Source organism: Microbulbifer sp. CNSA002 (assembly GCF_047324085.1).
Taxonomy (GTDB): Bacteria; Pseudomonadota; Gammaproteobacteria; order Pseudomonadales; family Cellvibrionaceae; genus Microbulbifer.
On sequence record NZ_CP172449.1, the window covers coordinates 1,304,879 to 1,327,214 of the forward strand.

Consider the following 22,336-nt stretch of genomic DNA (forward strand, 5'->3'; position numbering starts at 1 on the left):
AGCTTTCGTAAAAGCTTGCTCCATGTTTTAAAAAGCAATAAATCAAATAGATGTTTAGAGGCCCCCGTGAAGGTGTATTAGAGCCTCTAAAATTTGAGTAAGTTAAAAAGCGGGAAATAACCGGCTAATTAGGACTGGCAGTGCAGTTTCTACCCGCAAAATACGTGGACCCAGGTGAACGGATTGAAAGCCTGCTTCCTGGAGCTTCTCGACTTCATAGCTGATAAAGCCGCCTTCAGGGCCAATGGCTAAAGTGGTCGGTTGCTTTATGTCCACAGGGCAAGCCGTTCCCCCTACTGGATGAGCCACCAGTTTACGGGAGTCACTGGAGAGGGAAGGGAGTTCGTCTTCGACAAACGGTTTAAAGCGTTTGCGCAACAGAATTTCCGGCATTTGTGTATCGACAGCCTGCTCTAGTCCGAGCAGGCATTGCTCAAAGAGTTTGTCTTCCTGTAACCAGGGAGTTTGCCAGTAAGACTTTTCGACCCGGTAACTATTAATTAAAACCAGTTTTTTGACTCCGAGTGCAGTCAAATGCTGGATAACCCGCTTGAGCATTTTGGGGCGAGGTAGGGCCAAAATAAGTGTGAGAGGTAATGGCTGGGGCGGATCGATTGCGAATGCCACCTCAAGCTCAACGCACTTCTCGTCGAGCGTAACAATCTCGCCACTACCTATTTGCCCGTCGAGCAGTCCGACACGAAGTTGTTGTCCCGGCGCTGCTCTGTGAACCTTGGTGATATGCTCCAGCTGGCGTCCACTCAGGCGGACACGGTTGGGACTAATAAAGTCGTGCTTTTGTAAAACAATCAGGTTCAAAGTCGGGCGCCTTGGTACTTCAATTTATAACGGTGTCGGTGCTATGGGGCTGGGCTAGCTGGTTTGAGCTGAAGCAATCGCGCCTTTGCCAATACCTTCGTAGGCTCTTACGGTAATCGCTTTCCCCGGTTCTCTTGCCGCCAGGGTGTTGGCGATATATTGGGCCAACTGCTCCACCGTGGTATCACAGTCAAGAATTTCACAAACTTTGGCAGGGATGGTCAGGGTGAAGTTTCCCTGTTGCGCACTGTAAGCAAAGTTATGGATTTCCTCACCGCGATCATCGGCAGTTGTTGAAACCAGATCCTCGCGAGTGCCCAGGTAGATATCTTCCCAGCGCTCAGCCCAGTACTTTTCCAGCTCTGTATCGCGTTGGCCACCCGTCATGACCTGAATGCGTGAACGGTGTCCATGGGCGATACGTTGGCAGTTACCAAGGTGTTTTTTCAGGCCATGGCTGTAGTGGTAGAAGGCATCTTCAATCACTTCACAGTGGAAGCTGAGCTTGAGCTTCTCCACGCTGTCGGGGAAGTGGCTGGCCAGCTGCTGGACACACCAGACGGCGACGCTCTCAGGGGTAATTACCTCGGCGTCCACTAAGGCAAAAGCTTGTTCCGGACCTGACACTTTAATAGATGCCCCGTTTTCCAATAGCCAGGTTAGGTTAACCTGGTCTCCATTGTGCTCCAGGGTCAGTTGGGGTGAGCGGGTAGGTACCAGGAGGCGGTGGTCGACTTGATCATCCAGCCAATGCCTCAGGGTCTTTTTCACTATGCCAAAGTCGCAAACCATCCCCTGTTCATCCAAGGCGCCATCGAGGGCTGCGTTTGCCAGCCAGGTCTCGCCTACGATGCCTCGTTTTGAGTCGAGGTAGCTGAAGTCAACGTTGGTTAAATTATCGACAAACAAGTGCATGAGTAACTCTTTGCAGGGGGTGAGATAGTAGTCGTTTATTATAACCTGTTAATAGGGCTGGATCTTATTCGTTTATGCCTCTATAATCGCGCCCTCTTCGGATGCACTGGCACCGAAGATCGTTGTGGCGGCCCTCCCGGTCCCCTCGCAATGAGCAGCTGTGAACTCCGCCAGGCCCGGAAGGGAGCAACGGTAGCAGTGGTATCATGTGCCGAGGGTGTTGCTGGTTGGGCTGCCTCCAATCTCTCCCTTCTTTGTTTCAAAAATCATCCCCTGAAAAATCCCCGTTGAGAGTGTTTTGCTCGACCGTGTCCTGGGTTTTTGCTCTTTCCCTCACCAAATTTTTTCCCGCAAAGACGATATAAAAGGGGATTTTGTGTCGATCTGGCTCGATCTTCGGCCTTGCCGTCGCTGATCGTGTGGGGCTTATGCTATAAACGGCGTCAACTATAAGCAGATCTAAAAATGATTCTTGAGGAGAAAATGAAAAAAGTTGCTCTCTCGATAGCGGTTGCCGTTGCACTGTCTGCCTGTGACAGTGGGCAGCAAGCGGTAAAACCGGTTGGTGTAGCCCAGGCGACTGCGGAAAGTCCAGCTGATAATTCCCAGCTGACAGCCAAAGATGCGCAAGCTTTCCTAAATGATGCCCAGGCTCGCTTGGAAAAAATGGGGCAAGAGGCAAGTCATGCGGCTTGGCTTGCTTCTACCTATATCAATATTGATTCCCAATATGTAGAGGCTTTGGCTTCAGAGCGATACACCACCCTGGCAGTGGAGCTGGCTTCAGAGGCCGCCAAATTTAACGACCTGGATCTGGACCCGGATACCCGTCGCCAGTTGACCATGTTGAAGCAGGGGTTGGTATTCCCGGCGCCGAAAGATCCGGCACTAACTTCTGAGTTGGCGCAAATTGGCTCAAAAATGCAGGGCATGTACGGTGCCGGTAAATACTGCCACGAAGATGGCGGTGAAGAAAAGTGCTACACCCTGACCGAGATGGGGCAGGTGATGGCAACCAATCGCGATCCTGAATTACTCAAGGATCTGTGGGTTGGATGGCGTAAAGTTTCTCCTCCTATGAAGCCTCTGTATGAGCGCCAGGTGGAGATCGGTAATGCGGGTACCAAAGAGCTGGGTTATGACAACCTGAGTGTTTTCTGGCGCTCCAAATATGATATGGCCCCGGATGCCTTTGCTGAGGATATGGATACCCAGTGGGGTAAAGTGAAGCCGTTGTACGAAGCTTTGCACTGCCATGTTCGCGCCAAGTTGAATGAGCATTATGGCGATGACGTAGTGCCGGCTCAGGGTAAGATTCCTGCACACTTGCTGGGTAATATGTGGGCCCAGGAGTGGGGTAACGTCTACGACATCGTCAAAGACGACGACATGCAGGCCCCCTATGATCTGACTCAGCTGGTGGTTGATTCCGGCATGAGTGAAAAAGACATGGTTAAAGTCGGGGAGAAGTTCTTCACCTCCCTGGGCTTTAAGCCTCTACCGGAAACTTTCTGGGAGCGCTCCCAGTTCACCCAGCCTCGCGATCGCGATGTGGTTTGTCATGCCAGCGCCTGGAATATGGACGGGCAGGACGACCTTCGCATCAAGATGTGTATCAATAAAACGGGTGAAGACCTGGTTACCATCCACCACGAGTTGGGCCACAACTTCTACCAGCGCATCTATAAAGATCAGCCTTTCCTCTATAAAAATGGCGCTAACGACGGTTTCCACGAAGCTGTTGGCGATACCATCGCGCTTTCCATCACACCGAAGTACCTGAAGGAAATCGGTTTGATGAATGAGGTGCCGGATGAGAGTAAAGATATCGGTTACCTGATGCAGCAGGCGCTGGATAAGATTGCCTTCCTGCCATTTGGTCTGCTCGTTGATAAGTGGCGCTGGCAAGTATTCAACGGTGAGGTGAAGCCGGAAGACTACAACAAGGCCTGGTGGAAGCTGCGTGAAGATTACCAGGGCATTGCCGCTCCGGTAGAGCGCTCCGAAGAGAACTTCGATCCGGGTGCCAAGTACCATATCCCCGGTAATACGCCTTACGCTCGCTACTTCCTGGCGCGTATCCAGCAGTTCCAATTCCACCGCGCGCTGTGTGAAGCCGCTGGTGAAACCGGACCGCTGCACCGCTGCTCCATCTACCAGAATGATGAGGCTGGTAAGAAGCTGCGCGCTATGTTGGCAATGGGTGCAAGCAAGCCCTGGCCGGATGCTATGGAAGCGCTCACTGGTCAGCGCGACCTGGATGCTTCCGCCATTATCGATTACTTCCAGCCGCTGATGGCGTACCTGGAAGAGCAGAACCAAGGGCGTCAGTGCGGTTGGTAATCTGAGCTTTCAATTTTGTCGGTATTAGAAAAAGGGGCTTTGCCCCTTTTTCTGTTTTATGCGCACGTGAAATATGAATCTTGGGAATTAGTTGTGAGGCTCAGTTATTAGTGGACAGGGGGTTGTTCTTCCTCAGAATTTAGAAAGCTGGCAGCAGCATTTAAAAATGCTTCCAGCGGGGGGTGGAGAGACCCAGTGCCGACTTGATAACGGTTCATGCTTTTGTGGGCCAAGCCAGAATTAATTGTTGGTGTTGTACCGGTCCTGATAATTTTAAGTAGGTCGAATCCAAGAGGGGCGCCTCTCCCCTCGATGCCCGGAGTAACGACAAAGTCACTTTCCGAGTGACAGATATCGTACATTTTCAGTATGTTGTCGATGTTATCTTGGTATGTTCCTGAGAATATTTTGTGGGTGCCGCCAAAACCCATAGTCTCTGTGATGGCGCTGTCTCCCATATCTCGATTGACATCTGCAGGAGTGATGCCCGGCATTAATAATCCATGGCCAACCCCAGCCAAACCGGTAAACCAGGCCTTGTCCAGCCCTGAAACTTGAATACCAAATTCCGTCCCATTGCGAGCCATGGTTGTGATAATACTGCTGTGAGGAATACCGCTGCCTGCATCGGAAACAAGTTTGCAGGTGGCCATGATTGGGTTCAACGGGAATGTCTCATCCTTGTAAATTTGGTTCGCAATCTTTTCAATATCTTTTCGCTTTTTACTAGCCCGAATAACTCCCGGCATTAAAATTCTGGAGAAAATCAGTGTTGCGGCATTAGTCATGACATGGCAGTCGTCCCCCATAAGGAGGCTGCGGCCAATGATCGGTATAAAATCAATCCCGCCTTCATCTAGAATTGCTTGATTTAATACGGGAGCAATTTCGTCCTCTATCCAGCGAAGGTAATTGATTGCTGATTTATCGTAGACACCAAAGCGGATAGAGCTGCCGCGGTAATCGGCACGATCATCACTGAGATTGGAGTAAGCGCGATTACCAGATAGCTTATCTTCGACAATATACACAGACATTGAATAGGTAATAATACCTGCCATTGGCCCGACGGCACTGTGGTTATGGCAGGGCTCAAGATCAACTTGGCCTTCCTCCATAACCTGTTCAGCTTCCGCTTTATCTTTAGCGAACCCCTCATAAATTAGACCGGCAATTATTGCGCCCTTTAACGGGCCTGATGCCCGCTGCCAGGTTATCGGAGGGCCGGCATGCAAAATTAAATTTTTCCGCATTCCGGGGATGTTGTCGCTAGCTTTACCTATCCCGATCAAGATCGGGACAGCCTGCTTCATGCGCTTAATGGATTCGTCATTCGCTTGCTGATTGAGAGCTTGGAACTCAGGGGTTGCCAGTTTATGGAGGATTTCTTCGGTGCTGGGCCTGAATTCAATGTCTGTTCTCATTCCTACTCCCCTGAATTTAACAACTCAGCATATTGTTCAGTAACGATGTTCATATTGCGTAGCATCAGATCAGTGGTGCCGGTGATTACCTGAATCTGGCGCTTTTCAGATATTTTCATATCTCCCTCAAACCCCCGGCTAGCATAACTCAGGTGATCTTTTGCCTTGCGCAGGTTGTCATTGATCTCTGGTGTATTGAGGGGGCTCTCCAATAGTTGGTTCAGTCGGTTGGAGTACTCGGAGAGATCTTCCTGCAACCCGGTTTCGGCATCATCCAAGGATACTTCCCAAAGTTTAGCAGCGTAGTTCTTGGCGATTCTCTGGGAGAGCATACGCTGGCGGCCGGCGATATTAATGAGTTCGGCGCTGTTGTGATTGGCGACTTGTTGGAGTTGGACTACATAGGTGTGGGCAGCAGAAAGAAGGGAGTTGCTGCGCTGAAATAATTCGCTGGCGCTTTGTTTATTGACGGGTTGTAAGGCGACAGACTCAAACGCTTTCCATTCTCTTTCAACTTTAACAAGTTGATCCCTGATCTTTTCTGCGCCATGAAAATTATTTAGTTTCTCGTGATTCTTTTTAAATTCATGAATTGATCGGGTAAATACTTTTTCGTGGCGCTCTGCATCCGGTTGAATGCCGCGCAAGATGTAAGTCTGGGTGATGCGTTGGGATAGCATTCTTTGTCGACCAGCCGTATTGATGGCATCTCCCATAGAGAAGGCTGCGACATCCAGGCTTAAAATTAACAAGATAAATACTGCTGACAACTTCATGATTTTACTCTTGTAGTTTGACTTACTTCACAATTTAAGTGGGTTTGATGTTTGCAATGCATGCGTGATCCCTCTCAGTTAATGAGAGGTCGCAGAGGTATTACGGGGTTATTCAGAGATCCTTGAGTAATAGTGGTGTGAGCTTATGGGGCCTGCTTTCTGAATAAGGCGATTTTGAACAATATTGATAAGTTAAACAAATAAGCTCCAGATTCCATTAAATGAGCAAAAATAAATAATTTAAATGCGTTGTTAAGATATATGATTTTGCAAACTCATCTGGTTTTAGGATTTGACGTTCCTTATATCAAATTTAAGGATGGAGATATCTAACCCTTTTTTTCGGTGTTAACGCTTTGGTGGTATTTGGATTGGGGGTGAGGGGGAGTTTTCTGGGGAGTGGATTGTTGTGGGGTTAATGGAGGCTTAGGTGAGGAGGACAATAGCTGGGAATAAAAAAGGCCCTACCAGGGGTAGAGCCTTTTTCCTATCAGATCTAAGGTGACTTAGAACTGGTAATTCAGAGCCAAGCTGAACAGGTAAGCTTCGGTTTTGGTGGTGCCACCATCGAAGTAGGTAATCAGGGAGTCGTTAATGTTGTTAGCTTCCTGGATAACTTCGTCATCACCCCAGATGTAGGCGAAAGCGCCATCAACAGTGAGTTTGTCAGTTAGTGAGTAGGTGCCGCCAACAGTCAGCCACTGGCGATCAGTGTCGGGAATAGACAGGGTACGCCAGGTAATCGGAAGGTCTTCGCCTACCAGTTCTGAGAGTTCTTCGGTTTCATGGCGGTTCAAGCCGTCGCGGGCAGCGCCTTGATCGTAAGCGTAACCAAAGCGGAAGGTCCACTCGTCATTGCGGTAGTATTCACCACCGATACTGAAACGAGAACCGCTCTGGAAGTTTTCTTCTTTCAGCAGAAGCGGGTTGTAGTCTTCACCAGCGGAGGGGATAAAGGCTTCGAGGCGCTCGAAACGGTCCCAGTTGGTCCACATGTAGCCTACTGCCACACCCCAATTATTGTTGAAGCGGTGGTAGAAGCCTAGCTCCAGGGTGTCAGGCAGGTTCAGGGTCAGGTTGCCGGAAGTATCGTCAAATGAATCCAGCGGGCTCGGAGCGATGTCGGAGCTTACTTCACCCTTAATTTTGGGGTCGTACTTAGCGTGGTAAGAAATACCTGCGCGAGTGTTGTCGCTGATGCGCCACAGGCCGCCGATGGTCCAGCTCAGGTCCCAGGCATCCCCTTTTACGTCCAACACGGTGGCGCCGGAGGGGTTAAATCCAAAGGCGGGTGCTACAACGTCACCGATCAGGAAGTCATCGGGGAAGGTGGTGTTCAGTTCTGCATCAACGTAGAAAATATTCGCTGCCAGGCCAATGCTGAATTGATCGTTAAAATCGTAAGCAACAGATGGCTGGATGTTTACAGTCAGCAGAGAGGTTTTGTTAGCGATCGTAGTTGCGGGGAAGTTATCCGGGAAATCAGTTTCCAGGCCAAAGTCGGTGTACATGGCCAGGCCCCAGGACCACTCATCATTGATGGGGGCGGCCAGGTAGCCGTTGGGGATTACTGCGCTGGTGGCGTAGTCTTTGGCACTCGCGGGAGTTTCGAATCCCAGGTAGCCAGTTTCCTCACTGCCGACGTAGTAGGTGACATCACCATCAACATCGATTTCGGGATCAACGTAAGTCGCACCAAGAGAAATGGTGTAAGTATTGAATAGAGCTGAACCGGCTGGGTTGCGCGCCAGAATTGCAGCGTTGTCGCCGATAGTGTTTTCGGCAGCAAATGCGCGGCCAAGGCCTGTTGCACTGGTTTCCTGCAAGTAGAAACCTGCAGCCATAGCGCCTTGGGAAACGGAGCTGATAGCTGCGGCCAGAACTGCGTGTCGCAGGTATTTTTTATTCATGAGAACCCATCTCTAAGTCTGCTGATTACTGAAAGCCATAAACAGGTTGGAATAAACTCTGCCATGGCAGGAAGGCCTTTAGACTTATATAAGTACCTTCCACTTCCGTAGCAAATCCCTTACTAAAAAGTCTAGCAATACGTCATTGCCCTAGTGAGGGAGAGGAGTGACTTTATAAAGACAATGGGGACAAAAATCTATCCAAGTCGACGGATTTTTTTTCATCAGTCGAAAATGTGGCCATTTATTGGCTGGCAGCGACTTTTTCGCCGTTGATGGATAAATTTGTCAGGTTGATTTGATATCTTTTGCCATTTTCTTCTCTTTGGATAAGTTTCACCAAAGCGTAGTTCCATTGCGGTGCGATCCAGACAGTTGTCTCTCTTCCAGAGTCTTTATCTCTCACTCGAGCGACTTTAATTGTCTCCACCGAACCCAGAGGTGTTTTTAGGGTTTCAGTGCCAACTTGACTGAATTTGTAATCGCGAATTTTTTTGCCGTCGGCAACTTTGTATTGAAGGTCTGTTTTTCCTGCGGCGACATCGAGTGCCAGTTGGATTTGATAGCTCACCTTGTCAAGAGTATTGGGTGGGGCGTCTTTGAGATCCCGCTCCGGATTATGGACGTTAAAGATCATACCTTTTGACGGTTCGAAATTAAGTACCGTGGCGCGATTTCGACCAAGGCCTTTGCGGCGATATTCGTAATGTTGGGGGGTGATATGGCCATCCTGGCTGGTAAAGCGAGAGTACTCTTTAATGCTGGCAAAAAGGGCGCTGCTATCGAAGTCCAGGCGCCAGTTGCCGTCCTGTCCGGACAATTCCCGAGTAGCGGTAATGCTGATCCCATTAAATCGGGCGGCGTAGGTGGCTTTGAAAGGTTCCAGCTCAGCAGCAATTGCCTGGCCGGTAATTAAAAAAAGAAACAGAGAGGTAGCAAAAAGGCGCACTGTGATATCCCACAAAAAACTGAACCCTTTTGAATACTAGCTGGCGAGGCGCGCAAAGTACATTGAAGGACTTTTACCCCGCCAGCTATCAAGGGCTGGTTTTATGCGGAAACCTGAACCCCGTGGTGAGGTAGTAATTCGCCATCCAGCTGAACTCGATCATCCGCCATTTGCAGGCGCTGCTGGGCAAACCAGGTAACCGCCATGGGGTAAATGATGTGCTCTTGAACCTGCACTCGCTTTGCCAGTAGCTCAGGAGTGTCTCCCTCCTTAATAGGAACAATGGCCTGGACGATAGGTGGCCCGCCGTCGAGTTCCTCGGTGACAAAATGCACGGTTACGCCGTGTTCTTTGTCTCCGGCTTCCAGTGCCCGCTTATGGGTATGCAGGCCCTGGTACTTCGGCAGTAAGGAGGGGTGAATGTTGATCAGGCGGCCGTTGTAGTGGCGCACAAAGTCGGGCGTCAAAATACGCATAAACCCAGCCAGTACAACCAAATCTGGTTTGCACTTGTCGATCTCTTCGATCAAGGCGTGATCGAAGGTTTCTCTGCTGGAGAAATCCCGGTGATTCACCACAGAGGTGGGAACGCCTGCCTGTTCTGCGCGAGTCAGACCATAGGCATCTGCCTTATTGCTGACAACTGCAGTCACGGAAAAAGGCGCGTCCTCTTGTGCGGCGGCATCCAGCAGAGCCTGCAGGTTGCTGCCACTACCGGAGATTAATACGGCAACTCTACAAGACATTACAGCCCCGCCAGCTCTACTGCTTCCGCCCCTTCTTTGGCATCTTCGATAGTGCCAACGACAAAGGCGTCTTCGCCCATTTGCTTGAGAGCGGATAGTGCCGACTCGGATTGCTCTGCAGGCACGCAAATAACCATGCCAACACCGCAGTTAAACGTGCGGTACATTTCGCGGCTATCGATATTGCCTGCATCTCGCAGCCAATTAAATACAGGAGGCATTTCCCAGCTGGTGACATCAATACGCGCGCTGCAGCCTTCGGGCAGTACGCGGGGCAGGTTTTCCAGTAAGCCGCCGCCAGTGATATGGCTTAGCGCATTCACCTGGAAGGTCTTCATTAATTGCAGCAGGTTTTTAACGTAGATACGGGTCGGGGCCATCAGCGCCTTGGCCAGGGTTTCACCGCCGATGTCCTGCTGGAGATCGGCACCGCTGACTTCGAGAACCTTGCGGATCAGGGAGTAGCCATTGGAGTGGGGGCCACTGGAGGCCAAGCCGATCAATACGTCGCCAGCTTTAACTTTGCTGCCGTCGATGATTTCAGATTTTTCTACGACACCGGTGCAGAAGCCTGCCAGGTCATAATCGTCGCCTTCGTACATGCCGGGCATTTCGGCGGTCTCGCCGCCGACCAGTGCGCAGCCTGACAGCTCACAGCCTTTGCCAATGCCGGTAACTACTTCTGCAGCAATATCGACATTGAGTTTGCCGGTTGCGTAATAGTCGAGGAAGAAGAGGGGTTCAGCTCCTGCTACGATCAGGTCATTCACACACATGGCGACAAGATCGATACCGATGCTGTCGTGAATGCCCAAGTCCATTGCCAGGCGTAACTTGGTACCTACACCGTCGGTGCCGGAAACCAAAACCGGCTCTTTATAGCCGCTTGGAAGTTCACACAGGGCGCCGAATCCGCCCAGTCCGCCCATTACCTCGGGGCGGGATGTGCGTTTGGCGACATTTTTGATGCGCTCTACCAGTGCATTACCTGCGTCGATATCGACACCGGCATCTTTATAAGAGAGGGATGTTTGCGTAGATTGCGGCTTGGAATCGCTCATGATTCTTCCTGCGGTGGGTATTCGAAGGGCGCGTATTCTATCTGGGTCTTGCCTCGGGAGCCACGCCCAGACGGCATCTCGAAGGGGGATTTCGGCATTTTCTCACCATTTGAACTGTGAAATCACTCCGATAGTGAGAACTCGGGGCTGAGAGAAACGTCTGACGCTGATACAATAGCCGCAATTTTTAGTCCGCCCTAAAATCTGGCGTCTTGCACATCGATAATAATTTCTGCAAGCTCAGGGGCGGAAAATAAGAGGTTTGGAGAGAAGTCCTATGCACAAGCTGCTCCGGCAGGGATTGGTGTTGCAGTTGCTGGCTCTGATCATCAGTGTTCTAGCCCTACCGGTCCAAGCTCGAGTCATCTCGGATTTGTACGAAGTTGTCGAGGCTGTGTCGAGTCGCGGAGCCACGGATCGTGCAGCAGCCGGAAGTCGCGGCCTGGAACGGGTGTTCGTACGTGTTACGGGAGATGCCGCTGTCGGTAGTAACCCAAATGTGCAGCCGATATTAAAAAATGCACAGCAGTTTGTTCAAGGGTATCGCTATACCCGTGAGGACAATCAGCTCTACTTGCACCTTTCCTTTGATCCCCAAGCGATCTCCCGGCAAGTTAATCAAATGAACTTGCCCATGTGGCCTAACAATCGCCCCGGCACTTTGGTGTGGCTTGCAGTAGATACCTTGCAAGAGGGCCGCAGTGCTTTGAGTGAAGAGGCGACCCCGGAGCTATTTTCTGTACTCGAGGCAATGGCTATCGAGCGCGGTGTCCCCCTGGATTTCCCTGTAATGGATCTCAATGACCAGCGCAATATGCCCCTGGGAGCTCTCTGGGCCCAGGATGAGCAGGCAGCTGAGAAAGCGGGTTTTCGCTATAGTCCCGATGCCACTTTGATGGGTCGGGTGCTTCAAGCTTCAGGCCATCGCTGGCAGGCAGATTGGTTGCTAATTCACGGCGGTCGCAGCTATGCCTTCGATACCGCCGGAGGTTCGCTGGAAGAGGTCGCTCTGCGCGGCGTTAACCAGCTGGCCAATATTCTTGCGCAGCGCTATGCGGTGTCCCCGAATGGGCAGGACAATCAGTTGGGTGCGGTGATTGTTGAGTTGTCTGGTATCGACAGTTTTGCTGATTATGCCAAGGCATCTGGTTATCTACAGGGGTTGGCACAGGTCAGCAGTGCTAACCTGCTCTCTGTTGAAGGGGACCGAATGCGCCTGGCACTGGTCACTTCGGCAGGGTTGAGCAATTTGCGTGATACCCTGGCTCTAAACCATAAATTGCGAGCACAAGCGGACGGAGACGCCATTAACCTGAATGGATACCGTTCACCCTTGGGCAGCGCTGAGAATCCGTTGCGCTATCACTGGGATTGAGATGAGTATTCCGCAACAATTGCCGCTGGGGGTATCCCTGCGGGATGACGCCACTTTTGATAACTTTTACCTGTCGGATTCAGATCCAAATCGACAGGTAGTTGCCCTGCTGCAGTCTTTTGCCAGTGGCGAGAATCCCGAGTCTGTAATTTACATTTGGGGTGAGGCGGGTAGTGGTATTAGCCACTTGCTTCAGTCTGCTTGTCAGTGCGCAGAGGCCAATGGTCGCTCTTTCCATTATCTCCCTCTCGCAGACCTAATGAACATGGACCCGGCTGTTATTCTCGACGGACTCGAACGCCTGGACCTTGTCTGTATAGATGACGTTCATTTGTTGGAGGGGCAGCCCGAGTGGCAGACTGCTATTTTCCACCTCTATAACCGAGTTAAGGATGGCGGCAGGCAGTTATTAATGGGGGCTCGCAAGTCACCCCGCGGTATGGATATTGCCCTGGCTGATTTGCAGTCACGCCTACACTGGTCCCTGGTGTTCCAGCTCAAAACCCTGAATGACAGCGATAAAGTTGCCGCCCTGCGCCGTCGCAGCCGTCTGCGCGGTTTTGACCTGCCGGAAGATGTGGCCCAGTACATATTGCACCGCGCCCCGAGGGATACTCGAGCACTCTTTCTGTGTCTGGAGGAGCTGGACCGGGCTTCACTTATGGCTAAGCGTAAAATCACCATTCCTTTTGTTAAGCAGGTTTTGGATATCTGACCCCAGCATTGGACTCTGGCCGACCTGCTTTAGCCTCCTGAGCTCATTTGGGCTCCTCTGTCTCGTGTTATAGCGACACTTGACGCTTTTTCCGTCTAATATGGTTTGTGTTTACTCACTTCACCTTCCCTATCTGCTCCTGCGCCATCTCCTTCACCTGTGTATTTCCGTGTGAAATCTGCTCTACTCACGATACCAATTTGAGGCAGCGAGTGGGTTTATGGTGAGTCTTGCCCCTGTTTGCTCCCAAATATCTCTGGTTGAGGGCAGCGTTATGCCAAACATTCATAAAATCCTGTATGTCAGCCATGCTGCTGAGGATGAAAGCAGCGGACTCATGCAGGCTTTTGCAGTGGCGCGCAATCATCAGGCGGAGATTAAGGTTTTACTGGTCTGTCCGAAGGTGCCGGAGGGGTTTGAGGAGTTTAGTCGGCTCTGTGTGAGGACAATGCTTGATAGGGTCAGGAGTGAAATTGAGTCGGCCCGCGTACATATGGAGTTATCGGCGGAAAGGACCAATTTGGAGATTGAGTCAGATTGTGGTGCCCGACCTGCCGAGCGGGTGATCCGCCGGGTATTGGCTGAGGGCTATGACCTGGTGATCAAGAATGTTGAGGGTCGCAGCCAGCTTAAGGGCTTCAAGGCAATGGATATGGATCTGCTGCGAAAGTGTCCCTGCCCGGTATGGCTGTGCCGCCCAATCAAGGAACATCGCAACAAGATTCAGGTGGCTGTAGCTCTCGACCCTGAATGCGAGGATGGCAGCACTTATGACTTGGCGATCCGGTTGCTGCGTTGGTCGCGAGTACTCGCTGACAGTTGCAGTGGGGTGTTGAACGTTATTTCCTGTTGGGACTTCGATATCGATGAATACTTGCGGCGCCATTTTCCCTTGAGCGCTTCTGAGGAAGAGTTGGATGAGGCCACTGAATCAGCGCGGGCCCAACACCGATCAAAGCTCGATGTATTGATACGTGCATCCGGAATTGAGGGGGAAATACGTATTCACCATGTGGTTGCCCATCCAGATAACTTTATTCCATTGCTGATTGATGAAGAAGGTCTCGATTTGCTGGTTATGGGCACTGTTGGACGGGCGGGTATTCCCGGTTTCATTATGGGGAATACTGCAGAGAATATATTGCAGAAGGTCAGTTGCTCCCTGCTGGCTCTGAAGCCCAGTGACTTTGTATCGCCGATAAAATAGTTGTGAATTATGGGTCTAATTCAGCTTGGCCCCTGCGCTGATCGCTCTATCGGAATTCTCTGCTGCGGGAGTTGAGGTGATCCTGATACCGGGACAAAATTACAGCTAAGAATTCGGGAGAAATATAATGATTAAGACTATTGCCAAATGGTTTGGCGGCTTATTTTTTGTGGGGGTTTTGGCAGTTTCTGCTTTTGCTATTAATGCAGTTTATTTCAAGCCTTGGTCTATAGATGTATTTTTTGAACGTGTCTTTATAAAAATCGGCAGTAGCAGTCCGGAAATTCTTTCACAAATTAGAATTTTGGAACAATTTGGAATTGATGGACACAATGCGCATCTCGATGATTTGTCTGAAGAAGAGCAGTTGCGTGTTATTGAAATGATGAAGAGCGAGCTGGCGGTATTGCGCAGCTATGATCGCGAAAGTTTGGAAGGGCAGCAGGCCATTTCCTATGATGTGTTAGAGCATCTTCTCAGTATAAAGGCTGAAGTTGAACGCTGGAGGCACCATGATTACCCGCTTAACCAAATGTCGGGTGAGCAGAATAGGTTGCCGGAGTTTCTCGCTGAAGTACATCAGATCAACAATGTAAAAGAAGCTGATTATTACTTGTCTCGTCTGGGAGAGGTCGGACGTAAGTTTGATCAATTGCTGGATGGTCTGAAGATAAGGGAAGAGAAAGATATCCTGCCCCCGCGCTTTGTTGTCGATAGTGTTTTAGAGGAAATGCAGGGTTTTATCGCCGCGCCGGTAAAAGAAAATATACTTTATACCTCATTACTGGAGCGACTTAACAAAATTGAAAAGCTGGATAAACAGGAGCGGGAAGGTATTCTCAGCCAAGCTGAGTTGCTGATTGGTACAGAAGTTTACGCCGCGTATCAAGGGCTAATCGATTATTTCAGTACTCTCCGGTTAAAAGTTGGAGAGAACAATGGTGTTTGGGCATTGCCGGATGGGGATGCCTACTATGCCTATCAGGTACGCAACTTTACCAGTACAGATATTGCACCGGAGGAACTCCATCGTATTGGATTGGAAGAGGTTGCAAGAATTGAAACGGAAATGAATGAAATTTTTTCATCCGTTGGTAGAACCAGTGGCACTATTAGCGAACGTTTCTCTGCACTGAATAATGATCCGCAGTTTCTTTATGAGGATTCAGATTTAGGTCGGGAGAAAATTATTGCCGATTACCAGGTAATGATTGATGAAATTGATGCAGGCCTGGGTGACTATTTTGATTTAAAACCCAAAATGGGTGTTGAGGTGCGCCGAGTCCCAGAGTTTAAAGAGCAAGGTTCGGCGGGAGCCTACTACAACCCTCCAGCAATGGACGGGTCTCGCCCCGGCGTATTTTATGCAAACTTGCGGGATGTTCATGAAACCAAAAAGTTTGGAATGCGTACCTTGGCTTACCATGAAGCGGTGCCTGGGCATCACTTCCAGTTGGCAATAGCGCAAGAACTAAAAGGTGTGCCGACTTTCCGTAAAATGGGGTTGTTTAATGCTTACTCGGAAGGGTGGGCACTGTACTCCGAGAAGCTTGCTAAAGAAGCCGGTTTCCAGGAAAACCCCTATGATGATTTGGGTCGGTTGCAGGCGGAAATGTTCCGGGCTGTGCGGTTGGTCGTGGATACTGGAATGCACTATAAGCGCTGGAGTCGCGAGCAAGCGATTGATTATATGCTGGAAAAGACCGGTATGACTGAGTCCGAAGTCACCACCGAAATCGAGCGATATATGGTTTGGCCCGGTCAGGCACTGGCCTACAAAACCGGTATGCTAAAGATTCTTGAGTTGCGTGAACGCGCTAAAGAAGCGCTTGGTAGCCAGTTTGATATCCGCCAGTTCCACAATGTAGTTCTCACCAATGGCGCTTTGCCATTGGCAGTGTTGGAGCAGCAGGTAGATCAGTGGATAGCAACCAACAAGAGTTAGGATTCACTTTTGCAGAGTATTCGGCTATAGGATCGTCAAAAGAGTAACTTAAAAAGTTGAGCATCTTTACCGCTAGAAAGGGTGAAGGTGCTCGGATTATGTGGTTTTAGTAACTAAAAAGGGAGAAGGGAAGAATACACCGCGCTTGGGACCCTATGAGGCATGGATGCCGATTAGGAGCTTACAGGGATGTATTCACAGCGTGTCTCGAGTGCGGTGTATTCTTTGCTTCCACCCCAGTAGTAAGAGTAGTACTTGTAAGGGGTTGGTAAGTGCCGAAGTCAAAAGCTATTACGATAGATGATGGGTTTTCTAGAGTTAAATTTCTAAAAGGAAGAACTCCCGAAACAACGGATGAGGAAGCTAAAGATGCATTTGCCTTATTGTCCGAGTATAGGGATGGTGGAATATACGTAGCCCACTATTCAGGGAATAGCGAGTGGGAAAGACACACCAATGGAGATGAGTTTGTTCAAGTTATAGGTGGGGAAACAGCTCTAATTCTTCTCGTTAACGGTGATGAGAAGCGGAACGAATTATCAGCCGGGCAAATATTGGTAATACCAAAAGGTATCTGGCACCGATTTGAAACACCTAGCGAAGTAAAAGTTATGACTATCACCCCGCAGCCAACTGAGCACAGTATCACTAAGCCATGCGATACTTAAGAAATAGGATCATTCTACATGCTGCAGCGGTTTGCAGTACAAGAGTGCGTGCTGTTAGCTGGGGCTTTCAACCTTGAGCTATAGGGTTCTAAAAATGCAGGTAAACCAAGTATATCGCTTGTCCTCGTGTATATTTGGCTCTCGAATTGTTAGGTGTTCACTAATAGCTCAAACAAAAAAGGCCACAGATAGTGGCCTTTTTTAATTCTGTTTTAACCTTTTAGTTATACTTTTGGAGTTCTGGTGTTTGCTATCCACTCGTCAATAATTTCCTCCAGGGCATCCAGTGGTACTGGGCCGTTGGCCAGAACTGCATTGTGGAATTGGCGAATATCAAACTTTTCTCCCAGTTCTTTTTTGGCTTTCTCGCGGAGCTGTAAAATTTTGAGCATGCCAATTTTGTAGGCTGTTGCCTGGCCGGGTAATACGATATAGCGCTCGACTGCTTTAATCACATCCCCCTCAGGATTAGGGGTGTTTTCCATCAGGTATTGTATGGCTTGTTCTCGGGTCCACTTCTTAGTGTGAATTCCGGTATCGACTACAAGGCGTCCTGCTCGCCACAACTCCATGGCGAGGCGCCCAAAATCTGAGTAGGGGTCTTGGTAGAGTCCCATCTCTTTTGGCACCATTTCAGAGTAAAGGCCCCAACCCTCGGTATAGGCGGTATAGTGACCATATTTGCGGAATTTAGGGATATCCTGTAATTCCTGGGTGATAGAGAGCTGCATATGGTGGCCGGGGATACCCTCGTGGTATGCCAGTGCTTCCATCTGGTAACTGGGCATATCGTCCATGTTGTAGAGGTTGGCATAGTAGATGCCTGGGCGTGATCCGTCGGCAGCAGGTTGCAGGTAAAAAGCTTTACCGGCAGATTTCTCCCGGAATGGTTCTACCGCTCTCACATCGAGGTCCGCTCTAGGTTTGGTGATAAATAACTCGTCCAGCCTACCCTTCATGGTATCGATAATGGTAGTAGCCTTCTCAAGATATGCAGCTTTCCCCTGTTCAGTGGTCGGGTAATAAAATTGCTGGTCGGTGCGCATGAATTCGAAGAAGTTTTTCAACTTACCTTCGAATTTTACTTTACGCATAATTTCACGCATCTCATCATGGATGCGAGTCACTTCTTCAAGGCCAATCCTATGAATTTCTTCGGCTGTCATATCGGTAGATGTGTAAAAGCCGAGGCGAAAATTATAAAAGTCACTGCCATCTGCCAGTTTCCAGGCGCCATCATCAGTAGTTGCGCGTATCTCAAGCTCTTGCAGGTAGTCGATTAGGGTTTTATAGGCGGGGCCAGTGTTGTCTTTTAGTGCTGTTTTAGCTTTATCTATTAAGGACTTTTTCTGCTCTTTACTGATATCGAGACTTTCTACTTTTCCCTTAAAGTCAGCAAATAGAGGGCTGTCCTTTTTTCTGTCAAAAGGAGCACCAGTAATTAGGTTTTGTGCATCTCCAATAACATAGGGGAAAACGAATTTTGGGATAGTGGTGCCAGCTTTGGCGTTTTCTTCCAGTTGGTCTTGCAGCTGTGCGAAATACTGGGGAATTCTATTTAAGCGGGAAATATAAGCTTCGGCATCCCTGATGTTATCGATACGGTGCTGGCTGATAAGTGTTGAAGCGGCGCCGGTATGGGTGGCGAACATTTGGTTGACTGGATAATTATGATTTCGCCACTTATAGGCTTCGATTTCTTGTTGCAAATTGCGTTTTGCCAGTCGAAGATTAAGTTGGGTAGGTCGATCTAGTATAGCGGGATCAATTTTATTCAGCTCGGATAATTGACGTTTATTAATTTCATGGGTTTCTTGCGCAAACTCAGGAGTTAGATCATTCCATTTGCTGTACTCCTCTTTCAGACCCAAGAATGTTTTGAATTCAGGGCTGCGGTCTAGATGCTCCTGGAAGAACTTATCGAATAGCAAATTGACCTTCTTGCTGGCCTCACTCATTTCTTTGCTGACTTTCGGGGGAGGTGACTGATTAAGTGCACTTTCCTCTAAGGGGGCAATCTTATGTGCATCTGCATTGTTGGTACTATCGTTGCAGCCCGTGAGGATGAGTGAGCTTACTGCCGCTGCAATCAGAGTTACTTTTAACTTCATGAGTACAATCCTTGCGTTCAAAGAGTAGCTCTTACTTTTTTATCATTATTTTTGCAGTTAATGGACTTTTTTATGTAAAAGCATCCCATTATTTGGTTTTGTGGATATAAATTCAGCAGAAAATAAGAGCGGTGCACTTTTTTGGTATGGGGAATACTGGGTATGTTTTATTTTGGTGCTTTTATACGACAGTGGCGGCTAAGGTGAGCTGAAAATAGGGGGGGTTGAAATAAGACCACAGTGCCATTCATGCTGGGAGCTGGTGATTGCTTAATAAGAAGTCCGGAGTGTCATTCCGGACTTCCCTGTAAAACAATAAATGCCGTATTGTAAAAACTATACAGAATTTTTACTTCTGCAATGCTCTACTGACGATAAGAAAAAGACAGACAAGTAGTTATCAGGTACTTATCTGTCGCTTCTATTATTTATTGTTGGGTTTTTACTTTTGCAACCCACTCATTAACCAGTTCTTCCAGTACATCCAAGGGGACTGGGCCACTGGCCAGGATAGTGTCGTGGAAGCCGCGAACATCAAACTGATCACTCAGTTCTGTTTTGGCTTTTTCACGCAGCTCGACAATTTTCAGCATACCAATTTTGTATGCGGTCGCTTGGCCAGGCATCACAATATAGCGCTCGATCGCTTTAACCACGTCGCCTTTCGGGTTCGGGGTGTTCTCTACGAGGTAGTCGATCGCTTGCTCGCGGGTCCATTTCTTGGCGTGAAGGCCGGTGTCTACCACCAATCGGCCAGCGCGCCACAGTTCCATAGCCAGGCGTCCAAAGTCAGAGTAGGGGTCTTCATAGAAGCCCAATTCTTTGGGCACCAGTTCGGAGTAGAGGCCCCAGCCTTCGGTATAAGCAGTGTAACCACCGTATTTACGGAACTTGGGAATATCCTGTAATTCCTGAGCGATCGAAAGCTGCATATGGTGGCCGGGGATACCTTCGTGGTAGGCCAATGCTTCCATCTGGTAAGACGGCATATCGTTCATATTGTACAGGTTGGCGTAGTAGATACCTGGGCGCGAACCATCGGGGGCCGGGCGCTGGTAGAAGGCCTTACCTGCAGATTTTTCGCGGAAGGCCTCTACGGCTCTTACATCGAGATCGGCTTTGGGCTTGGTGATAAACAGTTCATCCAGGCGGCCCTTCATGGTGTCGATAATTGCGGTGGCCTTTTCCAGGTACTCCGCTTTACCTTCCTCAGTGGTGGGGTAATAGAACTGCTTGTCGGTACGCATGAATTCGAAGAATTCCTGCAAGTTACCTTCGAACTTCACCTTGCGCATAATCTCGCGCATTTCGTCGTGAATACGGGCAACTTCCTTAAGACCGGTTTGGTGGATCTCATCGGCAGTCATATCCGTAGTGGTGTAAACACCGAGGCGGAATTTATAGAAGTCTTCACCGTCTGCCAGTTTCCAGGCACCGTCGTCAGTGTTGGCTTTTTTCTCAAGTTCTTGCAGGTAGCTGATCAACTTTTCGTAAGCGGGGCCGGCGCTTTCAGTCAGGGCCTGGCTGGCTTTATCGATCAGAGATTTCTTTTGATCTTCACTGATTTCCAGCTTTTCTACTTTTTCCTTAAAGTCTGCAAACAGCGGGCTGTCTTTCTCACCGTTAAAAGGTGCACCGGTGATCAGGTTGCGGGAATCGCTAATAACGTAAGGGAATACAAATTTGGGTACGATGGTGCCGGCTGCAGCATTGGCTTTCAGTTGTTCTTCCAGCTGGGAGAAATACTTGGGCATGCCATTCAAGCGGGCGATATAGGCCTCTGCATCGCTGACATCATCAATACGGTGCTGGCTGATCAACAGTGTGGCGGCGCTGGTATGGGTGGCATACATCTGGTTAACAGGGTAGCCGTGGTTACGCCACTTGTAGCCATCAATATCCTGTTGCCAGTTGCGTTTTGCCAGGCGCAGGCTCAGGCGGGTAGCGTCATCCAAGGTGGAAGGATCAATTTTATTCAGTTCCGCCAGCTGACGCTTGTCGAGCTCCAGGGTTTCCTTGGCAAATTCTGGGGAGAGGTTATCCCACTTATCGTAGTCTTCTTTTTTACCCAGGAAAGTTTTGGTCTCAGGACTACGGGCGAGGTGCTCTTGGAAGAAGTCCTCGAACATCTGGTTTACGCGTTTGACTGCGGCTGGGTCCACTTTTCCTGCGACTTCTTGAGTCGCTGTGCTCTCCGTGGCTGTGGCGGTTGCACTCTGCTCGGCTGTGTTCGGGGCGCGGTCACAGCCGCTGATTACCAGCGCGCTTATGGCGGCTGCGATCAGGGTTGGTTTCAACTTCATGAGCATATTCCCAGTGTTCGGTTCTTCGTTGCTAATTTGTGCCACTCCAGTGGCATTCTTTAGGTTGCCTGCCTAAATCCCCCACACTTTATGCGGGATGTGTAGTGCAGATCAGCAGGTATTGTGCTGACTGGAGCAGCATTTGGCCAGTAGTGGGGAGAATTTGATTGAGGGGAGGGTATTCAGGAAATAAAAAAGCGGGCACATGGCCCGCTTTTTCTGGTGACTTCGGGATTAAGCGAAGTTCTGGTTTACAAACTCCCAGTTCACCAGGGCCCAGAAAGCTTCCATGTACTTCGGGCGCAGGTTGCGGTAGTCGATGTAGTAAGCGTGCTCCCAAACATCGCAGGTCAGCAGGGGAGTAACGCCTTCTTCAGTCAGCGGGGTTGCTGCGTTGGAAGTATTTACAATAGCGACTGAGCCGTCAGCATTTTTTACCAGCCAAGTCCAGCCGGAGCCGAAATTGTTTACAGCACTGGTGGTAAATGCTTCTTTGAACTGGTCGAAGCTACCGAAGGCTGCGTTGATAGCCTCGGCAATCGCGCCAGTGGCTTCACCGCCACCATTGGGGCTCAGGCAGTTCCAGTAGAAAGTGTGGTTCCAAACCTGGGCTGCGTTGTTGAATACACCACCGGAAGAGGACTTGATGACTTCTTCCAGGGACTTGTCAGCATCAGCAGTGCCTTCCAGGAGGCCGTTCAGCTTGTCTACGTAGGTTTTATGATGTTTGCCGTAGTGGTACTCCAAAGTCTCTTCGGAGATATGTGGTGCCAGGGCATTCTTAGCGTAGGGGAGTTCAGGCAATTCGAAAGCCATGGGTTTTCCTTCCTTTGTTTTGGGGTTATTGGTGAGGGCATTCTACACGCGCCGCACCTCAGAATTAAGCCGGCGCGGTGGATTAGGGGAGTTTGGGACGATTTCCTCAAACACAAGGGGGGGAGCTTTTGCTGTCAGCTCTATTCGACTGTCGTCTATTATTACTGACGACCGCTTACTTTTTCGTCAATTTTTGGTATAACTGCCGCAGAATTCGACGAATCTGAATGGATTCTATTGTCATATATTTCTG

At 49.5% G+C, this 22,336-nt stretch carries 17 protein-coding genes and 1 other RNA gene; 7 read left to right on the forward strand and 11 right to left on the reverse strand.

Annotated elements, in window-relative coordinates; translation table 11 throughout:
- Positions 1-102: 102 nt before the first annotated feature.
- A complete protein-coding gene (locus tag ACG1BZ_RS05805) occupies positions 103-819 on the reverse strand; it encodes a 16S rRNA (uracil(1498)-N(3))-methyltransferase (protein WP_413664784.1) in 717 nt (238 codons plus the stop codon).
- 54 nt (positions 820-873) lie between these two features.
- Positions 874-1,734 carry a 6-carboxytetrahydropterin synthase gene (locus tag ACG1BZ_RS05810; RefSeq protein ID WP_413664785.1) on the reverse strand — a complete coding sequence of 287 codons (861 nt, stop codon included), beginning with the start codon at positions 1,732-1,734 and terminating at the stop codon, positions 874-876.
- A gap of 134 nt (positions 1,735-1,868) precedes the next feature.
- Between ACG1BZ_RS05810 and ffs the strand changes: the two genes are divergently transcribed.
- Positions 1,869-1,966, forward strand: an RNA gene (ffs, locus tag ACG1BZ_RS05815) — signal recognition particle sRNA small type.
- A 251-nt stretch (positions 1,967-2,217) separates the two neighbouring features.
- Complete coding sequence (locus ACG1BZ_RS05820) at positions 2,218-4,077, forward strand: M2 family metallopeptidase (protein ID WP_413664786.1); 1,860 nt, start codon at positions 2,218-2,220, stop codon at positions 4,075-4,077.
- Positions 4,078-4,184: 107 nt separating this feature from the next.
- On the opposite strand, the gene ACG1BZ_RS05825 is transcribed toward ACG1BZ_RS05820, so the two are convergent.
- The 6 genes from ACG1BZ_RS05825 to purM form a co-directional block, all read right to left on the reverse strand.
- Entirely contained in the window at positions 4,185-5,501 is a 1,317-nt protein-coding gene (locus tag ACG1BZ_RS05825; RefSeq protein ID WP_413664787.1) for a DUF1116 domain-containing protein, read from the reverse strand.
- Between the two features lie 2 nt (positions 5,502-5,503).
- On the reverse strand, positions 5,504-6,277 hold the full coding sequence (locus tag ACG1BZ_RS05830; protein WP_413664788.1) for a type IV pili methyl-accepting chemotaxis transducer N-terminal domain-containing protein: 774 nt from the start codon (positions 6,275-6,277) through the stop codon (positions 5,504-5,506).
- Positions 6,278-6,783: 506 nt separating this feature from the next.
- On the reverse strand, positions 6,784-8,187 hold the full coding sequence (locus ACG1BZ_RS05835) for an outer membrane protein transport protein (protein WP_413664789.1): 1,404 nt from the start codon (positions 8,185-8,187) through the stop codon (positions 6,784-6,786).
- Positions 8,188-8,431: 244 nt separating this feature from the next.
- Entirely contained in the window at positions 8,432-9,136 is a 705-nt protein-coding gene (locus tag ACG1BZ_RS05840) for a DUF3108 domain-containing protein (RefSeq protein ID WP_413664790.1), read from the reverse strand.
- Between the two features lie 101 nt (positions 9,137-9,237).
- Positions 9,238-9,882, reverse strand: coding sequence for a phosphoribosylglycinamide formyltransferase (gene purN, locus ACG1BZ_RS05845; RefSeq protein WP_413664791.1), 645 nt, complete (start codon positions 9,880-9,882; stop codon positions 9,238-9,240).
- Entirely contained in the window at positions 9,882-10,943 is a 1,062-nt protein-coding gene (gene purM, locus ACG1BZ_RS05850; RefSeq protein ID WP_282931681.1) for a phosphoribosylformylglycinamidine cyclo-ligase, read from the reverse strand. Before purM ends, purN begins: the two co-directional genes overlap by 1 nt.
- Positions 10,944-11,220: 277 nt before the next feature.
- Between purM and ACG1BZ_RS05855 the strand changes: the two genes are divergently transcribed.
- The 5 genes from ACG1BZ_RS05855 to ACG1BZ_RS05875 all read left to right on the forward strand — a co-directional run bounded on the left by ACG1BZ_RS05855 (position 11,221) and on the right by ACG1BZ_RS05875 (position 16,853).
- A complete protein-coding gene (locus ACG1BZ_RS05855) occupies positions 11,221-12,318 on the forward strand; it encodes a DUF2066 domain-containing protein (protein ID WP_282931682.1) in 1,098 nt (365 codons plus the stop codon).
- 1 nt (position 12,319) lies between these two features.
- Entirely contained in the window at positions 12,320-13,033 is a 714-nt protein-coding gene (gene hda, locus ACG1BZ_RS05860) for a DnaA regulatory inactivator Hda (protein ID WP_282931683.1), read from the forward strand.
- 274 nt (positions 13,034-13,307) lie between these two features.
- A complete protein-coding gene (locus tag ACG1BZ_RS05865; protein WP_413664792.1) occupies positions 13,308-14,240 on the forward strand; it encodes a universal stress protein in 933 nt (310 codons plus the stop codon).
- Positions 14,241-14,367: 127 nt separating this feature from the next.
- Positions 14,368-16,185, forward strand: a complete 1,818-nt coding sequence (locus ACG1BZ_RS05870) for a DUF885 domain-containing protein (protein WP_413664793.1) — start codon at positions 14,368-14,370, stop codon at positions 16,183-16,185.
- A 272-nt stretch (positions 16,186-16,457) separates the two neighbouring features.
- Entirely contained in the window at positions 16,458-16,853 is a 396-nt protein-coding gene (locus ACG1BZ_RS05875) for a cupin domain-containing protein (protein WP_282931686.1), read from the forward strand.
- A 224-nt stretch (positions 16,854-17,077) separates the two neighbouring features.
- Here ACG1BZ_RS05875 and ACG1BZ_RS05880 read toward each other — a convergent pair whose 3' ends face one another.
- The 3 genes from ACG1BZ_RS05880 to sodB all read right to left on the reverse strand — a co-directional run bounded on the left by ACG1BZ_RS05880 (position 17,078) and on the right by sodB (position 22,083).
- Positions 17,078-18,964, reverse strand: coding sequence for a DUF885 domain-containing protein (locus ACG1BZ_RS05880; protein ID WP_413664794.1), 1,887 nt, complete (start codon positions 18,962-18,964; stop codon positions 17,078-17,080).
- A 428-nt stretch (positions 18,965-19,392) separates the two neighbouring features.
- The gene (locus ACG1BZ_RS05885) at positions 19,393-21,267 is read right to left on the reverse strand and encodes a DUF885 domain-containing protein (RefSeq protein ID WP_413664795.1); all 1,875 of its coding nucleotides are present in this window, start codon (positions 21,265-21,267) and stop codon (positions 19,393-19,395) included.
- 234 nt (positions 21,268-21,501) lie between these two features.
- The gene (gene sodB / locus ACG1BZ_RS05890; RefSeq protein WP_413664796.1) at positions 21,502-22,083 is read right to left on the reverse strand and encodes a superoxide dismutase [Fe]; all 582 of its coding nucleotides are present in this window, start codon (positions 22,081-22,083) and stop codon (positions 21,502-21,504) included.
- Between the last annotated feature and the right edge of the window lie 253 nt (positions 22,084-22,336).

What these genes read in the sequence shown, in the direction of transcription:
- ACG1BZ_RS05810 (WP_413664785.1), bottom strand. Translation starts at nt 1,734, where the DNA reads ATGCACTTGTTTGTCGATAATTTAACCAACGTTGACTTCAGCTACCTC.
- ACG1BZ_RS05820 (WP_413664786.1), top strand. Translation starts at nt 2,218, where the DNA reads ATGAAAAAAGTTGCTCTCTCGATAGCGGTTGCCGTTGCACTGTCTGCC.
- ACG1BZ_RS05825 (WP_413664787.1), bottom strand. Translation starts at nt 5,501, where the DNA reads ATGAGAACAGACATTGAATTCAGGCCCAGCACCGAAGAAATCCTCCAT.
- ACG1BZ_RS05830 (WP_413664788.1), bottom strand. Translation starts at nt 6,277, where the DNA reads ATGAAGTTGTCAGCAGTATTTATCTTGTTAATTTTAAGCCTGGATGTC.
- ACG1BZ_RS05835 (WP_413664789.1), bottom strand. Translation starts at nt 8,187, where the DNA reads ATGAATAAAAAATACCTGCGACACGCAGTTCTGGCCGCAGCTATCAGC.
- purN (WP_413664791.1), bottom strand. Translation starts at nt 9,882, where the DNA reads ATGTCTTGTAGAGTTGCCGTATTAATCTCCGGTAGTGGCAGCAACCTG.
- purM (WP_282931681.1), bottom strand. Translation starts at nt 10,943, where the DNA reads ATGAGCGATTCCAAGCCGCAATCTACGCAAACATCCCTCTCTTATAAA.
- ACG1BZ_RS05855 (WP_282931682.1), top strand. Translation starts at nt 11,221, where the DNA reads ATGCACAAGCTGCTCCGGCAGGGATTGGTGTTGCAGTTGCTGGCTCTG.
- hda (WP_282931683.1), top strand. Translation starts at nt 12,320, where the DNA reads ATGAGTATTCCGCAACAATTGCCGCTGGGGGTATCCCTGCGGGATGAC.
- ACG1BZ_RS05865 (WP_413664792.1), top strand. Translation starts at nt 13,308, where the DNA reads ATGCCAAACATTCATAAAATCCTGTATGTCAGCCATGCTGCTGAGGAT.
- ACG1BZ_RS05870 (WP_413664793.1), top strand. Translation starts at nt 14,368, where the DNA reads ATGATTAAGACTATTGCCAAATGGTTTGGCGGCTTATTTTTTGTGGGG.
- ACG1BZ_RS05880 (WP_413664794.1), bottom strand. Translation starts at nt 18,964, where the DNA reads ATGAAGTTAAAAGTAACTCTGATTGCAGCGGCAGTAAGCTCACTCATC.
- ACG1BZ_RS05885 (WP_413664795.1), bottom strand. Translation starts at nt 21,267, where the DNA reads ATGAAGTTGAAACCAACCCTGATCGCAGCCGCCATAAGCGCGCTGGTA.
- sodB (WP_413664796.1), bottom strand. Translation starts at nt 22,083, where the DNA reads ATGGCTTTCGAATTGCCTGAACTCCCCTACGCTAAGAATGCCCTGGCA.